Annotated in this window: 14 protein-coding genes; 7 read left to right on the forward strand and 7 right to left on the reverse strand. The window is 60.9% G+C overall.

All coding sequences use genetic code 11. The features are described from left to right. Positions 1 to 118: 118 nt before the first annotated feature. On the reverse strand, positions 119 to 1,246 hold the full coding sequence (locus V7Q10_RS03705; RefSeq protein WP_333867695.1) for an aminotransferase class V-fold PLP-dependent enzyme: 1,128 nt from the start codon (positions 1,244 to 1,246) through the stop codon (positions 119 to 121). 78 nt (positions 1,247 to 1,324) lie between these two features. Next, positions 1,325 to 1,675: a hypothetical protein gene (locus V7Q10_RS03710; protein ID WP_333867696.1), complete on the reverse strand. Its 351-nt coding sequence runs from the start codon at positions 1,673 to 1,675 to the stop codon at positions 1,325 to 1,327. Positions 1,676 to 1,866: 191 nt separating this feature from the next. On the opposite strand from V7Q10_RS03710, the gene V7Q10_RS03715 reads away from it, so the two are divergent. The 3 genes from V7Q10_RS03715 to V7Q10_RS03725 all read left to right on the forward strand — a co-directional run bounded on the left by V7Q10_RS03715 (position 1,867) and on the right by V7Q10_RS03725 (position 4,876). Further along, the gene (locus V7Q10_RS03715; protein ID WP_333867697.1) at positions 1,867 to 2,499 is read left to right on the forward strand and encodes a protein-L-isoaspartate O-methyltransferase family protein; all 633 of its coding nucleotides are present in this window, start codon (positions 1,867 to 1,869) and stop codon (positions 2,497 to 2,499) included. Between the two features lie 52 nt (positions 2,500 to 2,551). Further along, the gene (locus tag V7Q10_RS03720) at positions 2,552 to 3,934 is read left to right on the forward strand and encodes a TolC family outer membrane protein (RefSeq protein WP_333867698.1); all 1,383 of its coding nucleotides are present in this window, start codon (positions 2,552 to 2,554) and stop codon (positions 3,932 to 3,934) included. 171 nt (positions 3,935 to 4,105) lie between these two features. Beyond that, complete coding sequence (locus V7Q10_RS03725) at positions 4,106 to 4,876, forward strand: hypothetical protein (protein WP_333867699.1); 771 nt, start codon at positions 4,106 to 4,108, stop codon at positions 4,874 to 4,876. A 75-nt stretch (positions 4,877 to 4,951) separates the two neighbouring features. Here V7Q10_RS03725 and V7Q10_RS03730 read toward each other — a convergent pair whose 3' ends face one another. Next, complete coding sequence (locus V7Q10_RS03730) at positions 4,952 to 5,278, reverse strand: DUF6280 family protein (RefSeq protein WP_333867700.1); 327 nt, start codon at positions 5,276 to 5,278, stop codon at positions 4,952 to 4,954. Positions 5,279 to 5,494: 216 nt separating this feature from the next. On the opposite strand from V7Q10_RS03730, the gene efp reads away from it, so the two are divergent. Continuing rightward, positions 5,495 to 6,058: an elongation factor P gene (gene efp, locus V7Q10_RS03735; protein WP_333867701.1), complete on the forward strand. Its 564-nt coding sequence runs from the start codon at positions 5,495 to 5,497 to the stop codon at positions 6,056 to 6,058. A 64-nt stretch (positions 6,059 to 6,122) separates the two neighbouring features. Beyond that, on the forward strand, positions 6,123 to 6,944 hold the full coding sequence (locus V7Q10_RS03740) for an inositol monophosphatase family protein (protein WP_333867702.1): 822 nt from the start codon (positions 6,123 to 6,125) through the stop codon (positions 6,942 to 6,944). A gap of 73 nt (positions 6,945 to 7,017) precedes the next feature. Here the strand turns inward: V7Q10_RS03740 and ygfZ are convergent, their stop codons facing one another. Next, positions 7,018 to 7,776: a CAF17-like 4Fe-4S cluster assembly/insertion protein YgfZ gene (gene ygfZ, locus V7Q10_RS03745; protein ID WP_333867703.1), complete on the reverse strand. Its 759-nt coding sequence runs from the start codon at positions 7,774 to 7,776 to the stop codon at positions 7,018 to 7,020. Between the two features lie 124 nt (positions 7,777 to 7,900). Here ygfZ and V7Q10_RS03750 point away from each other — a divergent pair, with 124 nt between their 5' ends. Further along, entirely contained in the window at positions 7,901 to 9,112 is a 1,212-nt protein-coding gene (locus V7Q10_RS03750; RefSeq protein ID WP_333867704.1) for a pyridoxal-phosphate-dependent aminotransferase family protein, read from the forward strand. On the opposite strand, the gene V7Q10_RS03755 is transcribed toward V7Q10_RS03750, so the two are convergent. Then, entirely contained in the window at positions 9,109 to 10,011 is a 903-nt protein-coding gene (locus V7Q10_RS03755) for a DMT family transporter (protein ID WP_333867705.1), read from the reverse strand. The genes V7Q10_RS03750 and V7Q10_RS03755 overlap by 4 nt on opposite strands. 215 nt (positions 10,012 to 10,226) lie before the next feature. On the opposite strand from V7Q10_RS03755, the gene V7Q10_RS03760 reads away from it, so the two are divergent. Then, positions 10,227 to 10,991, forward strand: coding sequence for a gamma-glutamyl-gamma-aminobutyrate hydrolase family protein (locus V7Q10_RS03760; protein WP_333867706.1), 765 nt, complete (start codon positions 10,227 to 10,229; stop codon positions 10,989 to 10,991). Positions 10,992 to 11,059: 68 nt separating this feature from the next. Here the strand turns inward: V7Q10_RS03760 and V7Q10_RS03765 are convergent, their stop codons facing one another. Continuing rightward, positions 11,060 to 11,887 (reverse strand): L,D-transpeptidase, encoded by an 828-nt coding sequence (locus tag V7Q10_RS03765; RefSeq protein ID WP_333867707.1) that lies wholly within the window; start codon positions 11,885 to 11,887, stop codon positions 11,060 to 11,062. 196 nt (positions 11,888 to 12,083) lie between these two features. Beyond that, positions 12,084 to 12,917, reverse strand: a complete 834-nt coding sequence (kynA, locus tag V7Q10_RS03770; RefSeq protein WP_333867708.1) for a tryptophan 2,3-dioxygenase — start codon at positions 12,915 to 12,917, stop codon at positions 12,084 to 12,086. Between the last annotated feature and the right edge of the window lies 1 nt (position 12,918).

The raw sequence follows: 12,918 nt of genomic DNA on the forward strand, positions 1-12,918 counted from the left end.
GCGCTTCGAACACCGAGCCTTTGCTGCGGCTGAACGTCGAATCGCGCGGGCGGCGCGATGTGATCGACACGGCGGTGGCCGAGATTTCGGCGCTGATCGCGGCGCTTTAGCCCTTGGGCTAGGCGCGCATTTGCAGGTTTTGCAGGGCGGTGATCAGGGTCTCGGTGCCCGCAAGCGTGGTCATGATGCCGGGCGAGAGCCGCAGGGTTTGGCCGCGCGCGTCGGTGCTGATGCCAAGGCCGCGCAGCTGGGTGACGATCTGGGCGGCGGGCAGGGTCTCGGGCAGGCGCAGCATCACAGAGCCGCCGCGTTTTGCCTCGGCGCGCGGGGTGATCAGCGGCAAATGCATCTCGTCCGCGGCCGCGATCAGCCTTGCGGTCAGGCGGCGGTTATGGGCCAAAAGCGCTGCGTGATCTTGGCGCGCGTGCCAATCCAGCGCTGGCAGTGAGGCAAGGGCTGCGATGGTGCCCGGCGTGCCATTGTCAAAGCGGCGAATGTCGGGGGCATAGGCAAAGGCATTGATATCCCAAGAAAACGGGTTGTCTTGGCTGAACCAGCCGCGCGGCTCGGGCTGGGCCGTGGCAATCAAAGCCGGGGCCACATAAAGCACACCCGCGCCGGGGGTGCCGCACATCCATTTCAGCGAGGTCGAGATCGCGAAATCCACCGCGGGTGCTGTTACATCATAGGGGATCAGCCCGGCGGCCTGAGTTATGTCGCAGCCGATCAGCGAGCCCATGCTGCGGCCATGCGCGACCATCGCATCAAGATCAATGCGGTGGCTTGACGTCGAAGACACCCATGTCAGCAGCGCAAGGCCCACCTCGGGCGTCCAGGCCGCAAGAAAGTCTTCATCCTCGACAAAAGCAGCGCCTTGGCGCAGCGGCACGGTGTGCAGGGTAAAGCCGTATTTTTGAGCCATCCCCGCCAAAAGGAAATGGTTTGAGGGAAAACAATCCGCCCCCACCAAGACGCGCCGACCGGCAAGCGCTTGGGCGGGCAGGGCCGCAAGCAAGCTGTGAAACGCCGAAGTGACGTTTTCGGCCGTGGTCACAGTGCCTTCGCCCGCGTTCAATATCGCGCGCCAACGCGCCACAAACTGCGCGCGTTTGTCCAGCGCATAGCCCCATTGGCCATCATCAGGCCGCCCCCAGCTTTGCGCAAATTGCGCCATGGCCGTGGTCAGATCTGCGGTCTTTTCGGGGTAAAGGCCGATGGAGTGATAAAGAAAATATGTGTCTGACATCGGCGCTTTGCGGCTAGGGGCGGGGTTGCGACACTCTGCACCGCTGGGCGGGCTTTACAAGGCAGAAGTTGCGCGGCCCTAATGCAGATGCTTACCGCTTGCGCGCTGCATCGGCCATCCGGGGCGGCGGCTGCTAAAGCTGACAGCGGGCAGGCAGCGCAGGGTGCGCACCAGTTTTTCGCACCAGAAACTGCGGTCTTGCAAAATATGTTCTGGGAGCCGTCCGATGTCGAGGATCAGCTCGCGATGCTCCTCGACCTCGACGCGGTGCCAGCGGCCAAGGCCGTTCAGCTCGGGATCTTCCAGAATGGTTTGGCGCAAGGCAGCCTCGCGCTGGCGCAGCCTTGCAATTTCGGCACGCGTTTCGGCAAGTTCGTCCGCTGGATTGGGCGGCAGCGGATAGGCGGGCAGGGGGCGGGCATGGGGCATCGGATTCTCCGGCTTAAGGGGTGCGATGACTTTGTGGCGCAATGCTTAAGCTTTGGTTTCCAAACCCGCATAATATTGCATCTGAGACAATTCGCGCCTCGCCTGTGGGCAAATGGCTGCAATGGGCCGTTGCTCTGCCTGCACAGATGTGGCAAGACAAATCCAACATAATGATACGGATGAGTTCAGATATGAGCGATTTCTCTGCCCGTCGGGTGATGATGGTCGATACGCAGGTGCGGCCATCGGATGTGACGAAGTTCCCGATCATCGAAGCCATGCTTGCCATCCCGCGCGAAGCCTATGTGCCTGAAGCCTTGCAAGAGGCAGCCTATATGGGCGGCAATCTTGATCTGGGTGGACGGGTGCAGCTAGAGGCGCGCACCTTGGCTAAGATGTTGGATGCTTTGGATGTTTTGCCAAGTGACAGCGTTTTGGATCTTGCGGTCGGTCTGGGCTATTCTTCGGCTGTGATCGCACGGATGGCGAAATCGGTGGTGGGCGTAGAGCCTCTGGCCGAGATGGCAGCCGCCGCGTCGCAGATTTTGGCAGCCCAAGGGATTGCCAATGCGGCGGTGCAGACAAGCGTGCCTGCGGGCCTGTTTGACGTCATCCTTATCGAAGGTGGTGTGCAAGAGGTGCCAGAGTCTTTGCTGGCGCAATTGGCCGAAGGCGGTCGGATTGGTGCGATTTTCATGCAGGGCGCCTTGGGCGTGGTGAAGATTGGGCACAAGTCCGAAGGCCGCGTCAATTGGCGCTTTGCGTTCAACGCCTCGGCTCCGGTATTAGAAGAGTTTGCGAAGGTCGAGGCTTTCGCGCTGTAATGCGGAATAGCGGCGGCGCAGCCCGCCGTTGAGAAGACAGAAAGAGGTCGATATGCGGACGTTTTTGGCAGCCTTTGCGGTCACAACGGCGATGGTAGCAGCGCCTTCGGCGCAAGCAGAGACCTTGGCCGATGCGCTGATCTCGGCCTATAAATCTTCGCATCTGCTGGAGCAAAACCAAGCGGTCTTGCGCGCAGCCGATGAAGACGCGGCAATTGCGGTGGCAAAACTGCGTCCGGTGGTGGATTTCACCACCCGCGGATCTTGGACCAAATATGACAACGCCACGGGCCTGGGCACCAGCCTGCCTACGTCGTTTTATGAAAGCAACAGCGCTTCGGCGGCCTTGACGGCGACCGTGGTGCTTTATGCCGGTGGGCGCAGCAAATTGGGCGGCGCTGTCGCCAAAGAGGCAGTGCTTGCCACTCGCGCCAGCCTGATCAACGTCGAGCAGCAGGTGCTGTTGGCCGCGGTTGCAGCCTATGTCGATGTGCGTCTGCAAGGCGAGATTGTTGGCCTGCGCCAATCGAACATGCGGCTGATCAGCCAAGAGCTTCAGGCCGCGAAAGACCGCTTTGAGGTTGGTGAGGTCACGCTGACAGATGTCTCCTTGGCCGAAGCAGCTCTTGCCGCTGCGCGTTCTGGGCTGGCCGCAGCTCAAGGCAATCTGGAAGTTGCGCGCGAACGGTATAAGGCCACCACTGGCCATTATCCCGCCGATTTGAAGGCTCTGCCCAAGACCCCTGCTTTGCCCGCATCAGAAGATGAGGCCCGCGCTATCGCAGTGCGCAGCCATCCAAATGTGATCGCGGCGCAGCATCAGGCCAAGATTGCTGACCTGCGCGTGCAGATTGCAAAAGGGGCTATGCTGCCCACGCTTTCGGCCAGTGCAAGCGCGACCGAAACCGATACCGGTTTGGGCAATACCTCGGTCGGCTTGTCGTTCAGCCAGCCGATCTATCACGGCGGCGAACTTTCGGCGATGTACCGCCAATCGCTGGCGCAGCAAGACGCAGCCGCCGCTGGCACCCATCAGACCGTGGTTGTGGTCTCTGAAACGCTGGGCAATGCTTGGTCGAACCTGTCGGTTGCCAATGCCTCGATCCAAGCCGGCAGCTTGCAAGTGACCGCAGCGCAAAAGGCTTTTGATGGCGTGCGCGAAGAGGCCAAACTGGGCGCGCGCACCACTTTGGATGTGCTGAACGCCGAGCAAAATCTGTTGAATGCCCGTGCCGGCAAGCTGCAATCCGAGGCCAGCCGCTATGTGGGTGTCTATCAGCTTTTGGCCGCAACAGGCCAGCTGACGGCACAGCATTTGAACCTTGGCATCGCCAGCTTTGACCCCGAGGCCTATTACAATGCCGTCAAGAAAGCGCCTGCAACCTCGTCGCAGGGCAAGCGTCTGGATCGCATCCTGAGCAAAATCCAAAAATAAGCCGCAGTTTGCGTGCTTTTGGGCCCTCGCACGCCGGTGCGGGGGCCTTTTCTATAAGGCCACTGGCTTTCGCGGCGGCTTACATCGGCGGTGGACTGGCTATTCCTTGTCTTGCGCCAGCAACGCCGCTAGACTGTCTTAACCAATTGACCTGCAACACCGAGGCCGCTGATGTCTGAGCCACAAAGTTCGAATGATATTGAGGATGTGCTGTCCTCGATCCGCCGGCTGGTGTCAGAGGATTTGCGGCCGATGACTCGCACAGCAACGCCGGACCCCGTGGCAAGCCCTGCGATCGAGGCGAATGACAAACTGATCCTGACTCCGGCGCTGCGGGTGGTTGAAACCGCCGAAGCTTCCCCGCCGCGCCCGCAAGTCCGCTATCCGCGTACGGTGGAAATCGTTGATTTCGAAGCCGATCCCGAAGCAGAAGAGCGGATCGAGCCTGCCGAGATGGAGAAAGTGTTTGCCACTTTGGCACCCGCTTCCGAGACCGAAGCGCTGGGGGATTTCGAGCAAGACGTCAGCGAAGCGCCGATGTTTGATGGTGCGATGATGACCCCCGAGCAAGAGGCCGAAGCGGTTCCCGTTTGGGCGCAGGTGGGCTTTGACCGCGACGAAATTGCCGACGATCTGCCGCCGCCCGCTGCCTCTGCGCAAAGCGATGCCGAATGGGTGGATGCCGCCGAGGCCAGTGTGATTGCCAGCCTTGCCTCTGATCCAAGCGATCCTGCGCAAAACTGGCAGGCTGAACCGCCCTCTGCGCAGTCCTCCGAGGCGGACGAGGAGCTGTTGTTCAACGAAGAGGTGTTGCGCGATCTGGTCCGCGACATTCTGCGCGAAGAGCTTGCTGGCAGCATGGGCGAGCGCATCACCCGCAACATTCGGAAAATGGTCCGCGCCGAGATTGCGCGTGGGCTTGCGACGCAGGATCTGGGCTAAGACCAGCCTTCAGCGGTTTTTGCCAAAACAAAAGCGCCCCAAGGGGCGCTTTTTTCTGTCCGCGAAAGCTTTGGCTTATGCCGCTTCTGCGTGTTCCAGCTCGAGCGCGTGACGACGCTCGCTTTCTTCGCGCGACAGCGCCACCGAGGTGCGCACGCCTTTGGACACGAATTCCATCAGACCTTTGACCACGCGCTCGTTGGGATCAATGCCTGCACAAGACAAAACCTCGCGGCCATCGCGCGAGCGCGCCCAACGGGCGATCTGGTCTGGGCCATTGCCATATTTCTTGTCGTCAGCGATTGCATCGTCAAGCGCAGCCAAAACCACGGCGGCAAAAAGCTTGCGCGCGCGCTGGCCCTGCTCGAAGTTGTAGGCCGAGCTGTCAATCGAATCAAACATGGCAAAGTCCTTATTTCTTGGTCTTGTCTTTCCGTTCGTTCGGCGCTTGTAACGCTTTGGTAACGATTCGGGCGACTGTCTTTCGAATAGCGGCCATGCACTAGGCGCATAGCTGCCGATCTGGCTTACTGCATTTAGTTGGCTTGCGAGCAAGCCGGACCCGATATATAGGGTGCGACTTAACTTCTTCAACCTTTTGACAAGGTTTTGCCACAAATGCCGAAGATCAACGGAAACGAAATTAAGCCGGGAATGATTGTTGAACATGACGCAGGCCTTTGGGCTGCCGTCAAAGTCAACCATGTAAAGCCCGGAAAAGGTGGGGCTTTCGCTCAGGTTGAGCTGAAGAACCTGCGCGATGGCCGCAAGTTGAACGAGCGCTTCCGCTCGGAAGACAAGGTCGAGCGGGTCGAGTTGGAAAACAAAGACCAGCAGTTCCTTTATGAAACCGACGGGCGTCTGGTGTTCATGGATGCCGAAACCTACGAGCAGGTCGAGATCGACGCCGAGCTTTTGGGCGATCGTCGCCCCTTCTTGCAAGACGGCATGATGGCCACCGTGAACTATTACGGCGAAGAGCCTTTGAACGTCAGCCTGCCGCAAAAGGTCAAATGCAAGATCGTCGAGACCGAGCCTGTGCAAAAAGGCCAGACCGCAGCGAACAGCTTTAAGCCTGCGATTTTGGACAATGGCGTGCGCATCATGATCCCGCCCTTTATCGGCGTCGATGAAGAGATCATTGTTCACACCGAACTTATGGAATATTCCGAGCGGGCATAATCTCGCAAGGTTTCGCCCTGTTGAAAGGCCGCCTTCGGGCGGTCTTTTTCATTTGGGGGTGGCGATGGCATATCCAAGCCAGGTTTTGGCGGCAGTGCGGGCGGCGGCGCGGGCCAAGATCTTGCCGCGCTTTGGCCAATTGGCAAGTGCCGAGGTAACGGCCAAGGCGGCCTTTGACGATCTGGTCACCATCGCAGATGTCGAGGCCGAAGCGATGATCCGCGAGATCTTGGCGCGCGCGTGGCGTGAAGCACGGGTGATCGGCGAGGAAAGTGTTGCGGCAGATCCTGCCTTGCGCGACAGCTTTGGCCAAAGCGGCTGGCTGGTGGTGGTCGATCCGGTCGATGGCACCTGGAATTTCAGCAAAGGGCTGGCGCTGTTTGGGGTGATTGCCGTGGTGGCAGAGGCGGGGCGGCTGGACTACGGCCTGCTTTATGATCCGCTGCGCGATGATTGGATCGAGGCGCGGGCGGGCGGGCCTGCGCGTTTTGTCACCGCGGCGGGGCAGGTGCGGGTCTTGCAAACCTCGGCCGAGCGCGACCCGTCGCGGATGCAGGGCTATGTGCCCTTGGTGCTGTTTGAGGCCGAGGCCAAGCGCGCTGCAGCGCTGGCGGGGCTGGGGTATCGGCGGATCAGCTCGATGATGTGTTCGTGCCATGAATACCGCATGCTGGCGCAGGGGCATGTCGATTTCGTGCTGAGCGGTCCCGAGCCGCACCCTTGGGACCATGCGGCGGCGGTGGTGATCGTGCAAGCCGCGGGTGGCGTGGCGCGGTTTCTGGATGGCGGCGTCTATGACATCACGCGGCGGCGCGGTGTTTTACTGCTGGCGAGCTGCGAAGAGGTTTGGCAGCAGGTTGCGCGCGATTACGCAAGCCTGGCCTGAGGCGGGCGGGGCGGGGGGCTGTCTGCCCCCCACAGCCTTGGCCTTTGGCCAAGGCCTCCCCCCGAGGATATTTTCAGACAGATGAAAGGCTGATCTGGGCGGTCTCGGCGGTGAGGTTTTCTGTGCGATCAAAGCGCAGATAGGCGATGGCCTGGTTGCCAGATTGGGTGAAAAGCCGGCCTGCGGCCTTGTCGCCTGCCATGATTTGCGTGCCTGAGGGGGCGCTGCCGGTGATGGTGACGGTGGTCAGGCCCTTTTTCAGCTCGGTCTTATGTTTCATCCGCGCGGTGACCTCTTGGCCGACATAGCAGCCTTTGCGGAAATCGACGCCGTTGAGGCGTTCAAAACCGGATTCGAGCAGGTAGCTGTCGTCGGGGATCAGCTCGATGCCGGTTTCGGGGATGCAGTGCGCGACGCGGATTGCGTCCCAATCTATGTGCGGCGGCGTGCCGGCTGCGCCGTAGCTGCGCCAGCCCAAGGCCGGGTGGCGCGGGTCGGCAAAGCTGCCCTTTGGGGCGGGGCCAAGGCCGCGGGTGACGCAGAGCGGGCTGGGGCTGATCTGCACATCGGCGCGCAGCCGGTACATGCTTAGGCGGCGGGTGGTGGCCTCGGCGATGCTGGTCTTGATATCCAGCAGCAGCGCATCGCCCATCGCGATCAGAAAGAAATCGGCCAGATATTTGCCTTGTGGCGTCAAAAGCGCCGCCCAACGAATGCCGTCGGCCTTGCCCAAGGCCAGCACATCATTGCTGACCATGCCTTGCAAAAAGCCAAGCCTGTCTGCGCCGGTGAGGGTATAGAGGCTGCGGTCGGTTGCGGTTTCGCCTGTCATCGCATCGGTCCTTATCGCTGGGCTTAGGCTAGCCTTTAGGGCGCAGAAGAGCAAGCGGGGCAGGGTGGATTGACGAAGCCCAAGCCGAGCGCTAGCCATTGGGGGAAATCTTAGGGAGCCTGTCATGTCACTTGCCAATGGTCGCCACTATCTTGCCATTCCGGGGCCTTCGGTGATGCCCGATCGTGTGCTGGCGGCGATGCATCGCGCGGCGCCAAATATCTACGAGGGCGGCTTGCATGATCTGGTTGACTCGCTTTGGCCGGATCTGAAGGCGGTGGCGGGCACCACCACGGCTTCGGTGGCGGGCTATATCGGCAATGGCCATGCGGTTTGGGAAGCGGCCAATGCCAATCTGTTTTCGCGCGGCGACAAGGCTTTGGTGCTGGCAGTGGGGCAGTTTGGCCTAAGCTGGGCGCAATCGGCGCGCGCGATGGGGATCGAGGTCGAGGTCATTGACTTTGGCAAGGCGACGCCGGTGGATATGGACCGTGTCGAGGCGGCCTTGCGCGCCGATGCTGCGGGCAAGATCAAGGCGGTGTTGATGACGCATGTCGATACCGCCTCGACCATTCGCACCGATATTGCGGCTTTGCGTGCGGCGATGGATGCGGCGGGGCATCCGGCCCTCTTGGCGGTGGATTGCATCGCGAGCCTTGGCTGCGATGAATACCGCATGGATGCTTGGGGCGTTGATGTCACGGTGGCGGCCAGCCAAAAGGGGCTGATGACGCCGCCCGGCATGGGCTTTGTCTGGTTTTCCGAGAAGGCGCGGGCGGTGGGCAAGACCGCTGATCTGCGCACGCCCTATTGGGATTGGGCGCCACGGGTGCAGGGGGGCGAGTTCTGGCAGCTTTGGGATGGCACCGCGCCGACGCATCATCTGTTTGGCCTGCGCGAGGCTTTGGACATGATCAAAGAAGAGGGCTTGGAAAACGTCTGGGCGCGCCATGATTGTTTGGCGCGCGCGGTTTGGGCGGCTTTTGACTGCTGGTCGGCGGGCAACGCCGCGATTGGCTTGAACGTCGCCAATCCGCGCGATCGGGCGCGGGCGGTGACGGCGGCCCGGCTGGGTGCGCCCCACGCCACTCGCCTGCGCGATTGGTGCGAGCATAAGGCGGGGGTGACCTTGGGCATTGGCCTTGGCATGGCACCGCCAAGTGATCCGGCCTATCACGGCTTTTTGCGGGTGGGCCATATGGGCCATGTCAACGCGCATATGACTTTGGGCGCTTTGGCGGTGATGGAGGCGGGGATGATCGCGCTGGATATCCCGCATGGCGGCGGCGCGCTTGCGGCGGCGGCGGGCGTGGTGGCGGCAGGCGCTGGCGCCTAAGCGGTTTTGGCTGCGCGCTCTCGGATCGAGATATAAAGCGCGCAGCCGATCAGCACGGCGACCCCGACAAAGGTCCAGCCATCGGGGAAATCGCCAAAGAAATACCAGCCGACAAGCGTGGCCATGATCATCTCGGTATAGGCCAATGGCGCCAGCAGCGAGGCTTCGGCATAGTCATAGGCGCGCACCACCAGAAAATGGCCAAAGTTCGCCACCGCCCCCAGTGCCAGAAATATCGCCCATTGCGCAGGCGTGGGCGGCAGCCAGATCAGCGGCACCACCAGCGACAGCAGGGTTGCCCCGACGATATTGGTCTGAAAGGTGGTGACAATGGCAGGCGCTTGGCCCGAAATCGCCCGCGTCATCACAAAGTAAATCGCCAGAAAACCGCCTGCGGCCAAGGCCAGCAGACTGCCGGGGTTCAGCTCGACAAAGCCCGGGCGGATGATGATCAGCGTGCCCACAAAGCCAATCGCCACCGCAGCCCAGCGGCGCGGCCCGACCCGTTCCTTCAGCACAAAGGCCGATAGCACGGTAACAATCAGCGGCTGGATGAAAAAGATCGCCAAAGCATCGGCAATCGGCAGATAGGTCAGGGCCGAGAAAAAGCTAAAGGTCGCCAGCGCCAGAAACCCCGCGCGCAAGCCATGATAAAGCGGGCGACGCGGCAGCAAGCCTGCCACCCCCACCTTCTGCAGTGCCAGCGGCAGCGTCACCAAAGCACCAAAGCTTAGGCGCGCCCAGACGATCTGCAAGATCGGCACGCCCTCCTCGCCCAAGATCTTGGCAAAGACGTCGATAAAGGGCAGGGCTGCCATCGCGGCCAGCATAAAGCCCACGCCAAACAGCGGGCGCGGCACAAAGCTGTGGTCGGTCGGGCGGTTGGCGCTTGCGGTCATGGCGGGCTTTCGCTGGTTTGCCCTGTTTTAGGCAGCGCGCTTGCTTTCGGCGCGTTCGTTTGCGACATCTTTGCGCGAGCGGCGCAGGCGCTGCCCCCCTGATCTGCCAGAAATTCAGGCTTTTGCCACGACAAAGGCTGGTTTTCCTGCTTTGCCCCTTCATCTTCGCCATCGGACTGCTATTGTTTTAGAAAATAAAGAATGGCAGGCCGGATATGCGCGCACAGACCCGTCGCCCCGTGGTGGGGATCATCGGCAACTCGCATCTGATCAATGATCGCTATCTGGTGCATGGCGCAGGCCAGACCAATTCGCAGGCGATTGCCGAGGTGGCGGGCTGTTTGCCGCTGATCGTGCCGACCGATCCCGCCTTGGCCGATCTGCCCGATCTGATGGCGGCTTGTGATGGGTTTTTGTTCACCGGCGGGCGGCCGAATGTGCATCCCAGCGAATATGGCGAAGAAGAAACCCCCGCGCATGGCAGCTTTGACCGTGGCCGCGATGGTGTCGCCTTGGCGCTGGTGCGGGCTTGTGTCGAGAGGGGCCAGCCGATCATGGGGATCTGCCGCGGCTTTCAAGAGGTCAATGTGGCGATGGGCGGCACCCTTCACCCCGAGATCCGCGATCTTCCCGGCCGGATGAACCACCGCATGCCCCCCGATGGCACGCCCGAGGAAATCTTTGCGCTGCGCCATCTGGTCAGCTTTACCCAAGGCGGGGTGTTCCACCGGCTGATGGGGGCGCCTGCGGTGATGACCAACACGCTGCACGGCCAAGGCATTGCCCGCGCAGGCGCGCGGGTGGTGATCGACGGCTTTGCCCCAGATGGCACCCCCGAGGCGATCTATATCAAGGATGCGCCCGGATTTACCCTGTCGGTGCAATGGCACCCCGAATGGAACGCCGCGCAAGACCCGGTGTCTAAGGCGCTGTTCACAGGTTTTGGCGATGCGCTGCGGGCTTGGCACGCGGCGGCCTAAGGCCTTAGCCGTTTACATATTAAAAAGGCGGGCAAAGCGCCCGCCCTTTGTGTCTCAGGCACCGCCGATCAATTGGCGGGACAAACCCCATTCACCAAAGCCTGCGTGCAGACGACGGGTGCCGCAACACTGTCCGTGCTGACGGGTGCCGCCACAACTGGCGCAACACTGCCCGTGGTGATCACAGGCGCAGGCATCACGCTGGGCTTTGGCACGATGATCGAAGCGGCGACAACCGTTTCAACCACCGGCTCTAACACAGGCTCGGCCTTGACCACAGGCTTTGGCGGCAGCTTCAGCTTGGCGGGATAGGATCCATCGGCATTCAGCACCACAACCTTGGCGCCGTCCTGCACCCGCTCATAAAGCTCCATCACGTCTTGGTTGATCATTCGAATGCAGCCCGAAGAGGCATTCTTACCAATCGACCACCAATCCGGCGTGCCATGAATGCGGTAGCCGTAATCAATGCCATTGGTGGTCAGGTAAAGCGCTCGTGCGCCCAAAGGATTGGTGGGGCCGCCGGGCTGCCCGTCTTTCCACTGCTCAAGCTCGGGCTTGCGCGTTATCATCTCTTTCGGCGGTGTCCATGTGGGCCATGTCTTACGATTGGTGATATTGGCAACCCCCGCCCATTCAAACCCCGCCTTGCCGACAGAGATGCCATATTGCGTGGCCTTGCCGGGGGCGGTGATCAGATACAAATGCCGCTCGGCCGGGTTGATGATGATCGAGCCCACTGGCTCGGCACTGGCGAAATCGACATCCTGCTTTTGATAGGCGCTGGGCACCTTTTCCACCGGAACGGTTGGCACGCTAAAGCTGCCATCAGCGCGTGCGGCATAATGTGCCGCATTCGCTTGCGTCAAAGCCGCCGCGGCTGCCTCAGGCGACACCAACGCCGCCTGAGGCTGGCTCACGCAGCCGGAAAGTGCCAATATCAGCAGTCCAAGATGGGTCGCAGAAGTCAAAAAGCGCATCAAACAGCCTATACAAAAAGCCAGCCGCCTTGGACTGCCCAGATTATCCTTGCCCCAAACTATCCGAGCCCGCGCAAGAGGTCAAAGCACCTTATTTACAAAACGGTGAAGATCACAAAACCGTGCGCAGGTGCCAAAGTTCTGGGAACAGTTCCACCTCCAACATGCGCCGCAAATAACCGACCCCCGAGGTGCCGCCCGTGCCGCGCTTCAACCCGATCACCCGCTCGACCGTGGTGACATGGTTAAACCGCCAGCGCCGAAAGTAATCCTCCAGATCCACCAGCTTTTCAGCCAGCTCATAGGCCTGCCAATAGGTGGTGGGGTCTTTGTACACCTGGGTCCAAACCTCTTGCACAGCCTCATTCTTGACCCAAGCCTGCGACAAATCACGCCCCAACACCTCTTCTGGGATCGCAAGCCCCATCCGCGCCAGATGCCGCAAGGCCTCGTCATAAAGACTGGGCCGCGCTAGCTCGGCCTGCAACAGCGCGGTGATCTCGGTGCGATGCGCATGCGGCTTCAGCATCGCCAGATTGCGATTGCCCAGACTGAACTCGATAAGGCGATATTGATGCGACTGAAACCCTGATGATTGCCCCAGACCATCGCGAAAGCTGGTGTAATCAGCGGGCGTCATGCTGCGCAACACATCCCAAGCCGAATTCAATTGCTCAAAAATCCGCGAGATTCGCGACAGCATCTTGAAAGCCTGCGGCACCCGCCCCGCCGCAATCGCGCAGCGCGCGGCGGCCAATTCATGCAACACCAATTTCATCCAAAGCTCGGAGGTCTGGTGCTGAATGATAAATAACATCTCGTCATGCGCCGGTGTCAATTGCTGCTGGGCATCAAGGATCTTGTCGATTTGCAAATAGTCGCCATAAGACATGCGTCCATCAAACGACATCTGCGCACCATCTTTGGCAGGATTATAGGGGGGCATT

Source organism: Cypionkella sp. (assembly GCF_036782355.1).
Taxonomy (GTDB): Bacteria; Pseudomonadota; Alphaproteobacteria; order Rhodobacterales; family Rhodobacteraceae; genus Cypionkella.